The organism is Spirosoma profusum (assembly GCF_014699005.1).
Classification (GTDB): domain Bacteria; phylum Bacteroidota; class Bacteroidia; order Cytophagales; family Spirosomataceae; genus Spirosoma; species Spirosoma profusum.
In genome coordinates this window covers 39,221-56,604 of sequence record NZ_JACWZY010000029.1, presented here as the reverse complement: position 1 = coordinate 56,604, position 17,384 = coordinate 39,221, and the positions used below count along the sequence as shown (strand labels likewise).

Sequence of the window (17,384 nt, the reverse complement as noted above, 5' to 3'; positions counted from 1 at the left end):
GTAAATACATCCTATATCCTACATCATTTTTCATTTCCCTCCCAGCCAGTTGTTTCTAAACGTCTGCATGTCAGTTGTTGCGCTGTCATTTAATTGAACCAAAATCGCTGGGTTTTCGGCTAATGTAACGGAAGCGGTTTTTGCCTCGCCACGGTGCAGGTACGCTACCTGAATAACATCGCCGGGTTTATGCTGGCTGAGAATGTTAGCCATATCAGCGGATTTTGAAACGGCCTGACCATCAACTGACGTTACTACGTCGTCAATATCAAGACCGGCTTTGTATAGTGGAGTATCGCGAACGGTACTGGCAGTAATAATTAATCCTTGGTCGGATTCGGAATAGCGAATTGTTCCAAACCAGGCTTTGCCTTCCTGCGATTTTTTGATCGATAATCCCGCCTTCGCCAGCAACGTAGCATAGTCGATGGATTCGTGCCCGTAGATGTATTTGCTAAAAAACGAACGCGCAAAATCAGGTGATGTGACCTGAGCCAGAACCGTTCGCAAGCCATCGACGGTATATGGCTGCTCTGTCTTTCCAAATCGTTTCCAGACCGCCTGCATGTAGGCATCGAGCGAGATGTTTCGCTGGCGCAATTCCAGATCAAGCGCCAGAGCCACGGCGGCTCCATAGAAGTAATAGGACGTAAACATATTGGCGTAGTTAGTCCGGTCAATCGATACGCCGGCATCCACAAAAACGGCGTGGCAGCTTGCATCAATAGGCGAATAATACGTACCGCCGGGCGTTTGTTGTTTGCTGGTAATGATCCCGGTGAGGGTATACATATACTCATTGACTGGAGTGAGTCCAGCCCGAACCAGCAACAGTTCGCCATAATACTGCGTAAACCCTTCGGCAAACCAGAGTTCGTAACTCATATTGCTTTTCTCGAAGTTGAAGGGTTCCAGCGTTTTGGGCCGAATACGCTCTACGTTCCAGCAGTGAAAAAATTCGTGGGCAAACACGCCTAATACGCGCTCAGGCCCGGTAAAGGCAATAGGCACGGCAATCATGGTTGAGTTGCGATGCTCCATTCCATCCCCCCGAACGTAGGGATTCAGGTTAGCCAGAAACGTGTACGTACCGTAGTCATACGTCGGAAATTCACCGTAAACCGCTTTTGCCTGATCGACAATCCGGGCGATTTTTTTCGTGAAACCATCGGCGGTTGAATCTGCTACGTTCGCTTCCAGCGCAACCCGGAACGTAACGGGCTTCCCATCAGTGTTGTTACGTTTCCATTCTTTGATATTCAGTTTGCCAATTTTTGTCGGCGAATCCATGAAGTATTGCAGGTCAGGAGCGGTATACGTAAAGCGGTCTTCCGTCGAAACGAGCTGTGTGGCCACTACGCCCATATTCTCGCTCGGCAGGTTGAATTTAACCTCAATCGGCCGCTTGTCGAATCCTTTGACCCACATGAACGTAGCAGGCATATTGAGGTGAATGCTCTGCGGATCGATGCCCATGTACGTTCCGTCCGGATAATTTCCGAACAGGGTGTAGGTTAGCTTTACCGTTCCTTTGTGCGTTTGTACGGTATATATATCGCCATCGGTGCGGGTGAAAGTCAGCGGCTGGTTTAGTTCATCGGTGGCTGTTACGTTGTACACGTTCTTGCCGAACTCATGCGTCGCGTAACGCCCCGGCGACGAACGACTCATCCGAAAAACAGCCGCCTGTTTCGGTAACTGCGTCACGGTGAGGCTTATCTGTGCTTCGTGATGAATAGCGTTTGGGAAAGAGACTTCGTAACGAATCGGCTGAGCATCAGCTAGCTGAAATAGAATTAAGGATAGGAAAATGAAACCGGCAGTTCTCATGCTGACAAAATTTCGTTGAAAGTCAAAAACAATTACCGCGCGGCCTGAGCGGTCGCTGCTTTACGAGGCAGTTTTTCGTCGCGCATGGCCGCGTTGTACACGAAACTGGCCACAACTGTAGCCGCCTGTTTCAGGTCGTCGGGTTGCAGATGGTCGTAGGTGTCCATGTTGGTGTGGTGAGTTCGCGTGCTATATTCAATCGGGTCCTGGATGAACTGGAATCCCGGTAAACCTATGCGGTCGAACGAAAGGTGGTCAGTGCCACCCGTGTTACGTGGCGTAATGGTTGTTGCACCCAAGTCATTAAACGGTTTCAGCCATTGGGCGAAAATGGGGCCAACCGCCTGATTACCCTGCAAGTAAACACCCCGGATTTTCCCCGTTCCGTTATCGACGTTGAAGTAAGCCGCAATGTTGTCACCTTCCTTCGTCAACTTGTTCGATTTGTCAACGAGATGATTGTTGACGTAGTTTTTCGAGCCGTGTAAACCTTGTTCTTCACCACTCCACAGCGCAATCCGAATGGTACGTCGCGGACTGACACCGATGGTTTTCAGAATCCGAACGGCTTCCATCATTACTGCGCTCCCGGCGGCATTATCGGTGGCGCCTGTTGCAGCATGCCACGAATCGAAGTGGGCGCCCAGCATCACGACTTCGTCTTTCAGCTTAGGGTCAGTGCCTGGAATTTCGGCTAATACGTTATATCCTTTGGTATCGTCGGTGAAAAATTTCGTTTTTACGTCAACATCCAGTTTTACCGGCACACCGGCTTTCATCAATCGGCAAAGTGTTAAATAATCCTCAACGGCAATGTTCACATCGGCCAGATCGTCGGGCGTAGCGCCCAGTGCGGCATTCGCATAATCACCACTCACGAATAACGTACCGTCGATGCTGTTCTGGGTGGTACTGAGCATACCAACAGCGCCTTCCTGTTTGGCTAATTTCCTCATTTTCTGATTAAAGGCGTTCTGGGTACGCATGGCCCGTATCCGGCTTCGGAACGTAGTATCGCTATCTGCCCGCTGACTGGGTGCCGCTTCGTTAGCCATTTTCTGCAACTCTTCGTCGGTAAAACGTGCAGCATCGGCCTTAAAAGTAGGCGGAATTTTGTACGATTGCTCGATCAGAATAACCTTGTTTTTCAACTTGTTCCGATAGCTTTCCAACGCAGTCGTATCGCTGGAACTGATGTAAAGCACCTCGGCCGATTGCAATTTGTTGGTACTACCGCTCCAGGCTCGGGGCACCGCAATGATGGACTTGTAATAGGGAGCTGTCATGGACAGATAGCACCGCTCAACCGCCCAGCCTTTGCCCCATTCGCCCCAGGACTCCAGACGGGAATTCTGAAGTCCCCAGCCAGAAAGCTTATCTTTCGCCCAATTGGCGGCTTTCATAAATCCAGGTCCCTGTAAGCGAGGGCCGTTTACATCGGTTAAGAAAAAAGCGGTTTCCATGACCTGCGAACGTTGCAGACCTTCAGCCCTGATTTTCTGGATTGTAGCTATATCCAGTTTTTCATCCTGACCATTCGCGAGCAGCGCACTGACCACGAACAGATAAGTTAAGAATAGTTTGTTGTGCATGTATTTAAGTTAATTGGGGAAGAACTCGAAGATAACCGATGGATGCAGAGCAACGAACGTATCAGATGTCTCTTCTGATTAAAATTCAATTAAGTGTATTTTGAATACAATTGCGTCTATTCGAAAAATCCAAAAAGAGTAAGATCGTTACGTATCCCCGAAAGCGGCTAACTTTGCAGTTCTGAAAGAGTAAGATCGCTTTCGATGGAACGTAACAATTTATTTAATAAGGAATTTTCTGCGGAAACTTCCGACCGTATGAACACAACCGAAAACCCCTGGCAGACACTGAATTCATCGGTCAAATACGAAAATCCGTGGCTGGCTATTCGCCACGAGGACGTAGTGACTCCCGCTGGAACTCCCGGAATTTACGGTGTTGTCAGCTTTAAAAATAAGGCTATAGGCGTAATTCCGCTTGATGATGAGGGAAATACGTACCTAGTCGGACAATACCGCTACCCATTAAACGAGTATTCGTGGGAAATTCCGGAAGGCGGCTCACCCCTTGGCACTGATCCACTCGAATCGGCCAAACGTGAGTTGAAGGAAGAAACGGGCCTGGAAGCCCGAACCTGGACAAAAATTGCCCGTATACACACGTCCAACTCGGCCACCGACGAAGAAGGATTTCTGTACATTGCCGAAGGACTGGAACAGGGCGAGCACGCTCCCGAAGAAACTGAAGATCTACGGGTCTGGAAGCTTCCTTTATCCGAAGCTGTCGAGATGGTAATGAAGAGTCAAATTACTGACTCTCTGAGTGTTAGCGGCCTGTTGAAAGTTGCTCGATTACGGGGCATCTAACAGTTATAATGTTATATAGTTGTAAGGTTGTAGTGTTTTAAAGTTAAAAGGTTGTACAGTTGTGAAGTGATAGGTTGTCATGATCTATTTAGACAACACCCTTAACCGTACGACTGACAATACTATGACTTTATAACACTACAACCTTACAATTTTAGAACTTTACTATCCTGTGTTTTTACCTATTCTCTTTGGTTTTTTACTCGGAGTTGCGCTTTGCCTGACGTTTGGAACGGTGTTCTTTGCGCTGATTCAGAATAGTGTTGATAATGGATTTTGGTCGGGCTTTAAGATGGTGCTGGGTGTTATTGCCGGCGATATTATTTTCGTCATAGCAGCTCTGATCGGCACATCATTCATTCCTAAGGTTCAGGGTTTTGAAAATATTATGGCCGTTGTCGGGGTCATTTTTCTGGTGGCTCTCGGTATCGTGAATATCACGAAAGGAACGCCCCGGCTCGCATACCCTAAAACCAGCTTTGGTAATTTCGTATACTATTTCACAACAGGTTTTTTTCTGAACGCTCTCAATCCGGTCAATTTTGTAGCCTGGGTAGCTATTGTAGCCTACATTCGTTCGCATCTGCATTATTCCGACGTACAGCAATATGCCTTTATGATAATGGCTTTAGTAGGTATTTTCGTTACCGAAAACACGCTGGCTTATTACGCCAATCGACTGAAACGTTTATTCACGCCCCGCGTCGTTAAAATCTTCAACCGCACCACGGGAGTAGTTTTCCTCATCGGAGCCGCCAACATCGCCTACAACCGCTTGCTGGAGCCACTGTCGAAAGCAATGAATTGGTAATTCAAAGCGCCAAAGAGTGAAAGAGCGATAGCCATCCGGCAGGCACTTTCATTCTTTCGCGCTTTCACTCTTTAAAAAATTATTCCACTCCAGAATCAACCCTTTCTTCAATACTCTCGGGAATTTGTTTTGTCCACCCATTTTGCCGCGCGATTTCATCCAGTCGTAGAATGTTTTGACGGGTAGTACCGTCACCGTAATTTCTTTCAGCGCGTGTCGACGTTCAACGGCATAATCGTCATTCAATTCCTTGAGTTTGGCGTCGATGCGGTTGCGCAGATCCTTGGCATCTACTTTGTCGTCGGTTCCGATATACCAATTGTGCGCAAACAACGTATCATGCGAAACTCCCGCTACCGTAAATTCACGTATTGAAATGCCCAATTCATCAGAAACCAATTCGATGGCCTTGTTCATGTTGTCGACGGAAAGATGTTCACCACAAAGGCTCAGGAAATGTTTGGTACGTCCCGTGATGACAATTTCTGCCCGTTTTTTATCCACGAATCGAATCGTATCGCCAATCAGATAACGCCAGGCGCCTGAGCAGGTCGACAGGAGAAGAGCATATTCCTTGCCTTCTTCGACGTTGTCAATCATCAGTGTTTCAGGGCTTTCTGTAACTTCACCATCGGGTGAGAAGTTACGGTCGTTGAATGGGATGAATTCAAAAAACAGCCCGTTGTTGAGTACCAGTTGCATCCCTTCAGCATTCGGATGGGTTTGGTAGGCGATAAATCCTTCGGAAGCCAGATACGTCTCGATATACGTAATAGGGTGGGCGAGAAGCTTCTCAAAACCTGCCCGATACGGTTCGAACGATACCCCTCCATGGCAAAACACCATTAGATTCGGCCAGATGTCATGGATGGTTTTAACATTATAACGGGCAATGATTTTCTCCATCAGCAACTGAATCCAGGCCGGAACCCCCACTACGTAACCAATGTCCCAGCTAGCTGCCTGTTCCGTAATTTCATCCAGTTTTAAGGCCCAATCCTTCTCCTGAGCAATGTCGCGGCCGGGTTTGTAAAATCGCTCGAACCAAAGGGGAATTTTGCTGGCTGTAATGCCACTCAAATCGCCTTCGTAGTGGCCTTCGCGGGCGTTGAGGTCAGTACTGCCGCCGAGCATCAGGCATCCCTTTTCGTAGAGGGTTGGGGGGAGATTCTGGTATTTGCCCAGTGTCAGAATTTGCCGGACACCCGTGCGCTGAATGGCTTTGTACATCGCTTTGGTAACCGGAATGTACTTGGAGGCCGCTTCGGAGGTTCCCGAACTAAGCGCGAAATATTTTACCCGACCTGGCCACGTAACGTTACGTTCGTTGGCCAGGGTCCGTTTCCACCAACCCTCAAACATCTTATTGTAATCATGGATGGGGACGAACTCTTTATATTTTTCGTAGTATTCCTGTTCGGTGCCAAACTCGACGGCACGTAGTAAATCATTGAAACGATACGTTGTTCCAAAATCCGTAAACTGTGCTTTCTGAATTAGTTTACGGAATGCTTTACGTTGTTGACGAACAGGAGACGCTTTCCGCAATCGGACGGCGTTCGTCAGCCGAATTCCGTTTTTAAGCAAACTGCCTAAGAGAGCCATGTTTGAATGATGAATTATGAATGATGAATGATGAATGACGGCTGGAGCTATGGAATTCCATTCATCATTTATCACTCATCATTCATCATTAATAATTACAGTTTCCAGTTTTTCAATTCGTCTATCATGCTGTAGGCGGTCAGGTCGTATTGACAGGGGACAACAGATGTATAATTGTTTGCCAGAGCATATTCGTCGGTGTCTTCGGCGTGAGCGTCGAAATTAACGAAATCACCGGCCAGCCAGAAATAACGGCGGCCATGCGGGTCGCGTCGTTCGTCGAATACTTCCTGCCACTTGGCGTTGGCCTGCCGACAGATGCGAATACCTTGCAGTGGTTCAGCAGCCCGAGCCGGAAAATTTACGTTCAGCGCCGTTCCGGGTTTTATACCCTGTTCCAATACATTACGGGTAATGGACAGAATATGTTCGTGCGTATGCGAAAAATCAGGTTGCCGCGTGAAATCGCTCAGCGAAAAACCAATGGCAGGAATGCCTTCGATGGCTGCTTCAATAGCCGCCGACATCGTACCTGAATAGAGAATGCTTATTGACGAATTACTGCCGTGGTTGATACCACTTACCACCAAATCAGGGGCGCGGTCTTTGAGCACGTGATGTTTGGCTAATTTCACACAATCAGCCGGCGTGCCGGAGCATTCATAGGCGGGAATATCGCTGTAAATATCAGAGGGATAGAGCCGTATTGGATTGGCAATCGTGATGGCGTGCCCCATACCCGACTGAGGGCTGTTGGGGGCAACGACTACCACCGTACCCAGTTGCTGCATCAACGCTACGAGCGTTCGAATGCCATGGGCGGTAATACCATCATCATTCGTAACTAAAATCAGGGGTTTCTGATCAGACATAAAAAATTAGTCGATAGTCGTCAGTCGCTAGTCAACAGTCGTCTAACTTCTAATTGTTATTGATTGACGACTATCGACGAACAACTTTTCTTTGCAATACTACGCAATTCGCGGGAAGGCGTAGATGAAATTTGTGTTCACACTACCCGCTAGGGAAGATGACAATGGTTATTATTCGGCCTTCAGTATTCTGGCTGGATTGGTTTGAGCTGCTTTCCATGAAAAAAATCCCACGGCTCCAATGGCAACTCCAATAACGATTGCCAATAAAAAGGACAGTATTAAATAACCTATTCCATTGTTGAAAATAAAAAAACTATTCATGAAGTATCCTATAGCTATTCCTAATGGGATGGCTATAATTGTGGCAATTGCTAGTAATTTAATAAAATCATTGGACATCAATTTTATTACTTCGAACGTAGTGGCGCCAACTACTTTTCTTATACCAATTTCTTTGGTTCGTTTTTCTAAACTGTAAATAAGAATACCAATCAACCCTAATATAGCAATGACGAAAATAACTATACTCTCCATACCCATAAACTGCATGTCTTCGTAAGGGTAATAGCGTTCATATAGGTCGGAATCAAGCCACACCGTATTCATCTCCAGATATGGATTGTGTTTTGCCCAAAGACTTTTTATTGACGTTTCTAATAAGTCACGATCACGTACGGAACTTGCCCTTATGCACATTACTTTAAATAATGAAGGCTGGTACTGAAAAATAACTGGCTCAATTTTTTTTTCATAATCATAGTGACAAAAATTGCTAACGACTCCTATAATTGTCGCTGGAATAGAATCTTTAAGAAAGATAAGTTTTCCAATCGCTTCCTGATCTGTACCGAGATTTAATTTTTCAACAGTCTTTTGATTTACCACGACCAGAGGAGATGGTTGTTCTGAACTGCTGTTGACTAGATTTTTCCCTGCAACAAATTTTAAACCCATACTTTCGATAAAGCTATTATCTACTGCATAGTAAAATGCTGAATTTGGTGATAAATTTTTTGCATTTTTTATACTTACCTGTGTAGGCATATTGCCAAAACTAAGCGATGTATACCCTACGCTTTGTACATCTTTTAAGGTACTGATATCAGCAACAAGGGGTTGGTATTTACTATTCGGTAGATTTATGTTGAGTATATCATTACGATGAAAGTTTTCATTGTCATTAGCCATATACGTTATTTGATGGTAAGCATGTCCAATAAAAAAAATGTAGACCAACGCGATCACAAATTGAACAATAATTAAGGTTTTTCGGAAACCTATTTTACCAAAACTCGCTGGGGAAATAGCTCCCTTTAATACTTTTACAGGCTGATAAGAAGATAAAATAAGACTAGGAGATATCCCCGCAATTAATCCCAGAAATAGATTGAGAAGGAAAAATAATAGAAGCAGATAGCCCCAGTGATCAATATCCCAGGTGATCCAGGAAACATGAATCTGACTCTTTATAAACCATAGTAATAATAAACCAATACCGAGTGCTATATAGGAAATCAAAATCGACTCGATCAGAAATTGAAGAACAAGCTGAGATTTTGTTGCGCCAGCTACTTTTCTTACACCTACCTCACGGCCTCTATTGATTGCCCGTGCAAGTGTCAGATTGATGTAGTTTAAGGATGCGAGTAAAATAATAATCAATTGAAACCCAAAATTCAACGCAATACTTCTAATGTCCTGAACGTAAGGGTCGTTTTCTAAAATATCTTTCGACGGGGAGATATCAGCGAGGAATTGGGCTTTGAAATGCAGGCTTTTTCTACTGGAATCCGTTTCAAGCAATTTATTGATTTGTGTCGACGTATTTTCTAATTGTTTAGTAAGCCCGCTGGGTTCGCTCCCCTTTGCAACCTTTATAAATGTATGGGCAATTAGTGATGACCAGTCACTGGTTCTTCTATTGTTATTTTGATAATCAGTCAGAGGTATAAATACATCTGTTTTGAACTGCGTTTTTTCACCATTGAAAGGTTTTAGCACCCCAACAATTTTAAAACTCCCATATTTTGGATTTTCCAAAATACTCCCAATCGGATTGGCATCTCTGAAGAACCATTGGGCAGTTTCGTGAGTTAAAACAATTGTGTTAGGAGTAGTAGGGTACGACCCGATAGATAAGGGGAAATTAAATAACTCAAAAAATGATTGATCGGTATAAATTGTATTCAGATTTTTGGTTTTAATACCATTGCTTAATACCCAACGAGAATCTCTAATTACTGTTGTAGAATTTTCAATTCCTACAATATTGTCTTTAACATAGTTAGCTAAAGGAACTGGACTTGATGCCCAATTTGTAATTTTGCCATCAACCTGTTTTTCGTCAGTTATTAAACGTATTATTCGCTCGCCATCCTTGTGAGTCTTATCGAATTCATAATAATTTACAATCTGAATCAATCCCATCAAGGCCGAGGGAATAGCCAGGCTCAGACCAATTATATTAATGAATGAAAAAAGCTTGTGTTTTAGAAGATTTCTCCAGGCAATTTTGAGGTAGTTGAATAGCATAGCGGTATAGTGAAGTTGTTTAAGAATAAAAAACGGAGCAATATCTTCCTTAAAATCTAGTGCTCATTTAGTTCAGAAAGATTGATTTTATGAAGTGTGGCCGAAATTGTTTATAAATGGTAGGGACTCATATCTATTACGTTCAACCAAACACTTCGTAGTAAAATAAATAAAATCTAAACGGATACGTATTGGTATATAAATGGTCTGCTACGTTCGACTAACTTTGTTTAACTAGACGAAACCCTCTAAACCTATGGAAATGAAGCAACCTACGATGGCTCCGACCATGATTCCTGATAATGCCCACAAAGATATTCCAGGAAATCCTTCGACGGCTACAAGTAGCAAAATTAGCCTAAACGACCGCTCAAATAACAAACCGCTACGTTTATTATCGGAAGAAGACTGGCAGTTTTGGAAACATAATGGTTACATCATTATTAAGCAGGCTGTTCCTAAAGAGCAGGCCAAACGATTGGCTGATTTTCTGTGGGAGTTTGAGGAAAAAGACCCTAACGATCCCACCACCTGGTATGCGCCACCTCGGGCTGAAATCCAGATGAAAGAGCTGACTAACAGCGGCATGGTAGAACTCTATAACCATCAGTACGAATGGGATAACCGGCAATACCCGCGTGTGTACGACGCATTTGTAGACATCTGGGGAACCGAAAAACTGTGGGTGACCATCGACCGGGCCAACCTGAATTTTCCGGTACGTCCCGACCATGAATTTAAGGGATTTATTCACTGGGATTACGACCCTGAAACACGCCCGCAAAACGTGCAGGGCGTAGTGGCATTGGCCGACCAGAATGACGAAAATATGGGTGGTTTTCAGTGCATTCCTGAGCTATATCGTACCTATGATACATGGAAATTAACCCAACCCGCCGACCGCAATCGATTCAAGCCAGACACAACGGGATTTGAATTCGACAAAGTGAAAATGGAAGCGGGAGACCTGTTGATTTTCAACAGCACCCAGCCGCACGGTATCCGACCGAACTTGTCGAAAGACAAGGTACGTATTGCTCAGTATATTTCGATGATGCCCGCTCAGGAAGAAAACGAAGCGTTACGTCAGTGGCGTGTTACGTCCTGGCGCGACCGGCAGGCTCCCGAAGGGTACGCGTTTCCCGGCGATCCCCGCAACTGGGAAAAAGAGCGTTACCTAACCGCCGAACTTTCTCCGCTGGGCCGCAAATTGCTGGGATTGGATAGCTGGGAAGTTTAAAGAGCGAAATCGGACCGCCGAAGCGGAGTGAATGAGTGAAAGCCAACCGGCATATAAGCGTCCAGCAAGTACTTTCGTTCTTTCACTCATTTCACTCCGCTTCGGCGGTCCGATTTCGCTCTTTAATACTTGTCAGAAACAAATATCTTTGACGGATTATGCTATCAACTCGGCATCAAATTTTTCTTGAGGTGGCTCGTTTGCTGAGTTTTACAAAAGCTAGTCAGACATTATTCCTGAGCCAGTCGGCCATCAGCAAACACGTTAAATCGCTGGAGTATTTCTACAAAACGGGCTTGTTTGAACGGCATGGTACGACTATTAGTTTAACCGCAGCCGGGAAAGCATTGTATAATAAGTTGCTGGATGCGAGTCAGTTGCAGGAGGACTTACACCAGGAGATTCAGCAACTTAACGAAAACTTTTTGCCGCCCACCAAGCTTGCCGTAGGAGCCAGCACAACCATAAGTTTATATGTATTGCCCCCTGTTCTTTCGGCTTATCTGCGACGATACAGTCATATCCAGGTCAACGTACTGAATCGCAATTCGAACAATATTCAAAATGCCTTACTGGAACACCATATCGACGTTGGTATTGTGGAAGTTATGAAGCAGGTTAACACGCTAACCTACACGCCGTTTATGACTGACGACGTATTGGCCGTTTGTTCAACCAAAAGCCCATTAAGTGGCCGGACGCTGACAGTAACGGATTTGCCAACTATTCCACTGGCTTTGCGGGAGAATGGTTCTGGAACATTGGCCGTGGTTGAAGATGCCCTGGAGCGACAGGGCGTTAATCTGGCTTCGTTACGTATTTTGATTCGGCTGGGCGGAACGGAAGCGTTGAAAAATTTTGTACTGGCCGATACCTGTCTGGCCTTTCTCCCCAAGCGGGCCATTCTCAAAGAACTGGCAACTGGCGAGTTAGTTGAAGTGCCCATCCATGATCTGAAGCTTCGGCGAACGTTCTATTTTATCCAGCGAAAGGGTACTGAGAACAATAAATTGGTGAGTACTTTTATTCAATTTACACAACGTCACTATTCCCAAAGGGAATAACTCATCTCAAAACGGTATTTGCTTCATGCGTTGATAACCGGGACTTTTCGGGAAAAATACAACCATGAATCTTACCATCACTTCATCACTTTTAGGAAATCTGCATTGTTCGAGATGCGGAATCGTTCACGACCCATGTGGCCGAAAGACCTTGTCGACATGTTGCCAGGCTCCTCTACTTTGCCAGTACGTTCTTGACGTAGGCAGCGTGCTCCTGTCTGATTTACAGGCCCGTCCCAAATCGATGTGGCGTTATGAGGAACTGCTACCCGTTATCCAACCGCAAAACCAGGTTAGTTTAGGGGAGGGTTACACGCCCATTCTTACACTCAATCGACTGGCAAGTAGATACAATCTGAACCATATTACACTAAAAGACGAAGGGCTTAATCCAACAGGTTCATTTAAAGCCAGAGGGTTATGTATGGCTATATCCAAAGCGAAGGAAAACGGCGAACGGGCCTGCATTATTCCAACGGCGGGAAATGCGGGGGTGGCGATGGCAGCTTATTGCGCTCGGGCGGGACTGGAAGCAGTTGTCGTAATGCCGCGTCATACTCCGGATGCGTTCAAAGAAGAATGCATCGGGTACGGGGCCCAATTGATTGAAGTCGATGGATTGATTAACGATTGTGTCGCTAAAGTCCAGGAAATCAATCAGTATGACGCTTATTTCGACGTATCGACGTTGAAGGAACCTTACCGGCTAGAGGGAAAGAAAACGATGGGCTTTGAAATCGCGGAACAGTTAAACTGGCAATTGCCCGACGTGATCATGTATCCAACCGGCGGAGGTACGGGCCTGATAGGTATCTGGAAAGCCTTTCACGAAATGAAAGCGTTGGGGTGGCTTCCTGGTAACGTAGCACTTCCACGCATGGTTGCCGTTCAGGCCGAGCAGTGTGCGCCTATTGTTGCTTCGTGGCAGGGTGAGCAGGTAAATAGTAAGCAATACGTTGGCCGACCCACCGTGGCTAACGGATTAGCTGTCCCTCGCCCGATTGGCGAACCGCTCATTCTCAATACGTTGCTGGAGTCCAGCGGTACAGCCATATCCGTATCGGAAGATGACATGCTGGAAGGCGTGAGCGAACTTTGCCGCCATGAAGGCGTTTTTGTTGCACCCGAAGGTGGAGCTATCTGGGCCGCCACGAAGAAATTGCTACGTCTGGGCTGGCTACGTCCAGACGATCATATACTGTTGCTCAATACGGGGTCTGGGCAGAAATACCTGGACAATATCAAAGGAAAGTGGGAGCGGAGTTTATAAGTTCACTTCCGTTTTCTGGCCTTGCCGGGTTTTAAAACCAAGTAGCGGTGAGTAATTCTGAGTTACTTTCCCATAGTAACCCGTCCCGTCATATTCACGGAGATTCGGGTCGTTTTTGCATTCGTCGGTACAGGTTCCTCCATGCTCCAGACCGCAGGCTTCGCACATTGTAATGTGGTTATTACAGGTTGGACTGGCGCAATTTATCATCCGACTCGTAGCCGTACCACAACGGTAACAAGTCGATACAATAGCCGGGTTTACGTGGTTGACGGGCACCGTTACGCGGTTGTCGAATACGTAGCATTCGCCGTCGAAATCTTCACCACCAGCTTCTATACCGTATTTGATGATGCCGCCGTGAAGCTGGTACACATTTTCAAAACCCTGCTTTAATAGATAGGCTGACGCTTTTTCGCATTTGATACCGCCTGTGCAATACGTAATGATTTTCTTGCCGGAACCTTTCAGATGTTCTATCTCAGCAATATGATCGGGGAGTTCGCGCAGGTTTTCCATGTCGAACGTAACGGCCCCTTTAAATTTACCGACCGAGTGCTCATAATTCGAGCGCATATCAACCAGCACTACGTCTGGATCATTTTTGAGTTGCCGAAATTCCTCCGGTTCAAGGTGAATACCGGTTTGTTCCAGTGGATTGACCGGTAAATCTGAATGGACAATTTCGGGTTTCACACGCACGTGTAATTTCTGAAACGCATGCCCATCTGATTCATCTACTTTAAACTCAATACCGGCAAAACGCGGGTCATTACGTAGCGTATCCATATAGACCTCGCAATCGGCAGTCAGGCCCGAAACGGTTCCGTTGAGACCTTCGGGAGCAACGATGATACGTCCGAGCAGATTCAGGCGCAGGCAAAGCAGATGATGCTCTTCCCGGTATTGCTCCGGATATTCGATGGGCGAATAGATATAGTATAAAAGAACGCGGTACGGTTTCATAATAAAAGAGCGAAAGAGCCAAAGAGTGAAAGTGCGAACAAGGCCGCTCGACATCTCCTTTGTAATTAGAATTTTGCAATTAGAGATCTCTAATTGCAAAATTCTAATTACAAAATTAAACTAAAACAGTCGATAGTCGTCAGTCGTTAGTCAAAGAGTGAATAAGGGAAAGATTGCTTGCACTAGCTATTTGCTCCGCTCCGGCGGCCCGGTTTCGCTCATGCACTCATTCACTCTTTAAGTATGCATATCGCTATAACGGGAAATATTGGCGCTGGTAAAACGACACTCGCCCAAATGATGGCTGCTCATTACAAGTGGGACGTACTGTATGAAGCGGTTGAAGGAAATCCCTACCTCGCGGATTTTTATGCCGACATGCGCCGGTGGTCATTTAATCTGCAAATATTTTTTCTGAATAGTCGCTTTGCGCAGATGAAAAAAATCGTCGACAACCAGCAGGTTTCGAGAGAAAAGGCTATTGAACCGACGCCGATGATTCAGGATCGTACCATTTATGAGGATGCGGCCATCTTCGCCCGAAATCTCTACCAGCGTGGCGACATGAGCGAGCGCGATTACCTGACGTATCGGCAGGTGTTCGAAAACATGATGAGCCTGGTACGTCCCCCCGACCTGATGATTTACCTGCGGGCCAGCTTGCCCCGACTACGTCAGCGTATACAGAAGCGAGGGCGTAACTACGAACAGGCCATCAGTGATACGTATCTGGCGGATCTCAACCAGCTTTACGAAGAATTTGTGACAACGTATCAACTTGGCCCACTCTTGATTCTAAACGTTGATACGTTGGATTACGTAACACACCCGTCTGATTTTGATGCAATTCTTCAACAGATTGACGCAAAACTAACACGTTAGTCAGTTCAATTTGTAAGCTTTTTAAGGATAAAATAATGCTTCTGATGTGTTGAATACGTATTTTGCGAATGGTGTCAACCATAAACCGCAATGTTGATTTATAGTTAGTATTGGAAGATTGATTAACGAGGGCAAAGGGTATTCAGTCAAGTGAACGAAACGCAGCTACCAATTAACTTATCCAGGAGTGCTTCCGAGGAGTCGGAACGGTTAAAACTCATTATCGAAGCTGCTCAGGTTGGCACCTGGGATTTTGATCCGATTACGAGCGTGCTTATGTGGGATAGCCGATGTAAGGCGCTGTTCGGCCTGCCCCCCGATGCTAAAATCGACTACGATGTATTTCTAAGTGGCCTGCATCCTGACGATCGGGAGATCACAGATCAGGTGGTTCAGGAAGCGCTACGGCCAGGAAGCACCGGGCGTTACGACATCAACTATCGTACAATTGGCCTTGAAGATCACCAGCTTCGCTGGATTCGGGCGAATGGTCGGGCGTTTTTCGATGAAACGGGACGAGCTCATCGCTTTATTGGAACGGTGATCGACATTACCGAAAGTCATCGTCAGCAGGAGGAGTTAGAAAAGTTAATAGCTGATCGTACGGAGGCACTCCAGCAGGCAGTGCAGACCAGCCGCCAGCAGGAAGCCCTGGCCCGACAACGTAGCAAAGCCCTCGAAGTCGTGCTGGAGAGTATGCCAATCAGCATGGTTATGGTGAGCGCGATACGTAGTGAAGATAATGAAGTTCTTGATTTTCAGATTTTATCAGCCAGTAAACTAACGGTTGATCTGCTGGGTAGGTCATTGGATGAACTGATTGGCCAGCATTTAGACAAGATTTATCCAGATTACCAAAAGACAGATTTATTTGGGGAATTGGTGAAAACGCTGGAAACGGGTACCCTGTTTCGTACTGAACTTGCTTATTCGCAGAATAATATCGATAAGTGGTTCGACGTATCAGCGGTGAAACAGGACGATGGACTGATAATTTTGCAATTGGATATCACCGACCGTAAAAACGCGAACTTACAGATACAACACCAGTCTGAAGAGTTGCGACGTAGCAATACCGAACTCCGGCAAAGCAACGATAATCTCCGCCAGTTTGCTCAAATTGCCAGCCACGATTTGCAGGAGCCACTGCGTAAGATCCAGACATTCAGCGACGTACTTCAGAACCAGTTTGTAGATAATCTGGCCGATGGTGAACGCGATATGGTACGTCGTATCCAGAAATCAGCCCAGCGGATGCAGATGCTGGTGAAAGATTTGCTGATGTATTCCCAATTAGCTACCAATCGCGATGTTCCGGTTCCGGTGAATCTGTCAAGTGTCATTACGGATGTAATCAGCGACCTGGAAGTGGCCATCGCCGAGAAGAAAGCCATTATCGATATAGGCGCCCTACCTACGTTGCCCGGTAGTGCCACGCGACTACGTCAACTGTTGCAAAATCTGGTGGCGAATGCGCTGAAATTTGGACAGACTGACTCAACTCCTGTCATTACGATTCGCTCGAAACGAGCGCAGTCGAACGAGTTACCCGAATCACTCCAACAACGATCTAATGCCTTCTGGCTCATTACGGTGGCTGATAATGGTATCGGATTCGACGAAAAATACAAAGACAAGATTTTTCACCCGTTTCAGCGATTGCATGACGCAAAATCGTATGGTGGTACGGGCATTGGTCTTGCTATCTGCCAACGGGTTGCCGAAAGCTACGGGGGCGCCATTGATGTTACCAGTCAACCGGGAGTTGGTTCAACGTTTAAAGTTTTCTTACCAGTTTTCGAATCACGCAACGTTGTTATTTCTTAATACTGAAATTCTTCACACTTTGACTGGTTTTTTGTCATCCTGACGAAGGAAGGATCTTAACGTCTCCTAACACCCTAATAAGG

General features: G+C 45.9%; 13 protein-coding genes. 7 read left to right on the top strand and 6 right to left on the bottom strand.

Features of this window, described 5'->3' with window-relative positions:
* Nucleotides 1-30: 30 nt before the first annotated feature.
* Together IC229_RS26525 and IC229_RS26520 are read right to left on the bottom strand one after the other, a co-directional pair.
* Entirely contained in the window at nucleotides 31-1,830 is a 1,800-nt protein-coding gene (locus IC229_RS26525; protein ID WP_190890634.1) for a M61 family metallopeptidase, read from the bottom strand.
* A 32-nt stretch (nucleotides 1,831-1,862) separates the two neighbouring features.
* Nucleotides 1,863-3,422: a M28 family metallopeptidase gene (locus IC229_RS26520; protein WP_190890632.1), complete on the bottom strand. Its 1,560-nt coding sequence runs from the start codon at nucleotides 3,420-3,422 to the stop codon at nucleotides 1,863-1,865.
* A 258-nt stretch (nucleotides 3,423-3,680) separates the two neighbouring features.
* Here IC229_RS26520 and IC229_RS26515 point away from each other — a divergent pair, with 258 nt between their 5' ends.
* Together IC229_RS26515 and IC229_RS26510 are read left to right on the top strand one after the other, a co-directional pair.
* Nucleotides 3,681-4,229, top strand: coding sequence for an NUDIX domain-containing protein (locus IC229_RS26515; protein WP_190890630.1), 549 nt, complete (start codon nucleotides 3,681-3,683; stop codon nucleotides 4,227-4,229).
* Between the two features lie 172 nt (nucleotides 4,230-4,401).
* The gene (locus IC229_RS26510; RefSeq protein ID WP_190890628.1) at nucleotides 4,402-5,040 is read left to right on the top strand and encodes a LysE family translocator; all 639 of its coding nucleotides are present in this window, start codon (nucleotides 4,402-4,404) and stop codon (nucleotides 5,038-5,040) included.
* 48 nt (nucleotides 5,041-5,088) lie between these two features.
* Here the strand turns inward: IC229_RS26510 and IC229_RS26505 are convergent, their stop codons facing one another.
* From IC229_RS26505 to IC229_RS26495, 3 genes are all read right to left on the bottom strand, one after another.
* On the bottom strand, nucleotides 5,089-6,645 hold the full coding sequence (locus IC229_RS26505) for a GH3 family domain-containing protein (protein WP_190890627.1): 1,557 nt from the start codon (nucleotides 6,643-6,645) through the stop codon (nucleotides 5,089-5,091).
* Between the two features lie 95 nt (nucleotides 6,646-6,740).
* The gene (surE, locus tag IC229_RS26500) at nucleotides 6,741-7,517 is read right to left on the bottom strand and encodes a 5'/3'-nucleotidase SurE (protein WP_190890625.1); all 777 of its coding nucleotides are present in this window, start codon (nucleotides 7,515-7,517) and stop codon (nucleotides 6,741-6,743) included.
* A 171-nt stretch (nucleotides 7,518-7,688) separates the two neighbouring features.
* The gene (locus IC229_RS26495; protein ID WP_190890623.1) at nucleotides 7,689-10,052 is read right to left on the bottom strand and encodes an ABC transporter permease; all 2,364 of its coding nucleotides are present in this window, start codon (nucleotides 10,050-10,052) and stop codon (nucleotides 7,689-7,691) included.
* A gap of 256 nt (nucleotides 10,053-10,308) precedes the next feature.
* Between IC229_RS26495 and IC229_RS26490 the strand changes: the two genes are divergently transcribed.
* From IC229_RS26490 to IC229_RS26480, 3 genes are all read left to right on the top strand, one after another.
* Entirely contained in the window at nucleotides 10,309-11,292 is a 984-nt protein-coding gene (locus tag IC229_RS26490; protein WP_190890621.1) for a phytanoyl-CoA dioxygenase family protein, read from the top strand.
* A 158-nt stretch (nucleotides 11,293-11,450) separates the two neighbouring features.
* Nucleotides 11,451-12,356: a LysR substrate-binding domain-containing protein gene (locus IC229_RS26485; RefSeq protein ID WP_190890619.1), complete on the top strand. Its 906-nt coding sequence runs from the start codon at nucleotides 11,451-11,453 to the stop codon at nucleotides 12,354-12,356.
* A gap of 64 nt (nucleotides 12,357-12,420) precedes the next feature.
* Complete coding sequence (locus IC229_RS26480; protein ID WP_190890617.1) at nucleotides 12,421-13,626, top strand: threonine synthase; 1,206 nt, start codon at nucleotides 12,421-12,423, stop codon at nucleotides 13,624-13,626.
* Here the strand turns inward: IC229_RS26480 and trhO are convergent.
* A complete protein-coding gene (gene trhO / locus IC229_RS26475) occupies nucleotides 13,621-14,592 on the bottom strand; it encodes an oxygen-dependent tRNA uridine(34) hydroxylase TrhO (protein WP_190890616.1) in 972 nt (323 codons plus the stop codon). The two genes, IC229_RS26480 and trhO, sit on opposite strands and share 6 nt — an antisense overlap.
* 243 nt (nucleotides 14,593-14,835) lie before the next feature.
* Between trhO and IC229_RS26470 the strand changes: the two genes are divergently transcribed.
* On the top strand, nucleotides 14,836-15,474 hold the full coding sequence (locus IC229_RS26470; RefSeq protein WP_190890614.1) for a deoxynucleoside kinase: 639 nt from the start codon (nucleotides 14,836-14,838) through the stop codon (nucleotides 15,472-15,474).
* A gap of 150 nt (nucleotides 15,475-15,624) precedes the next feature.
* A complete protein-coding gene (locus IC229_RS26465; protein WP_190890612.1) occupies nucleotides 15,625-17,301 on the top strand; it encodes a sensor histidine kinase in 1,677 nt (558 codons plus the stop codon).
* Nucleotides 17,302-17,384: the final 83 nt, after the last annotated feature.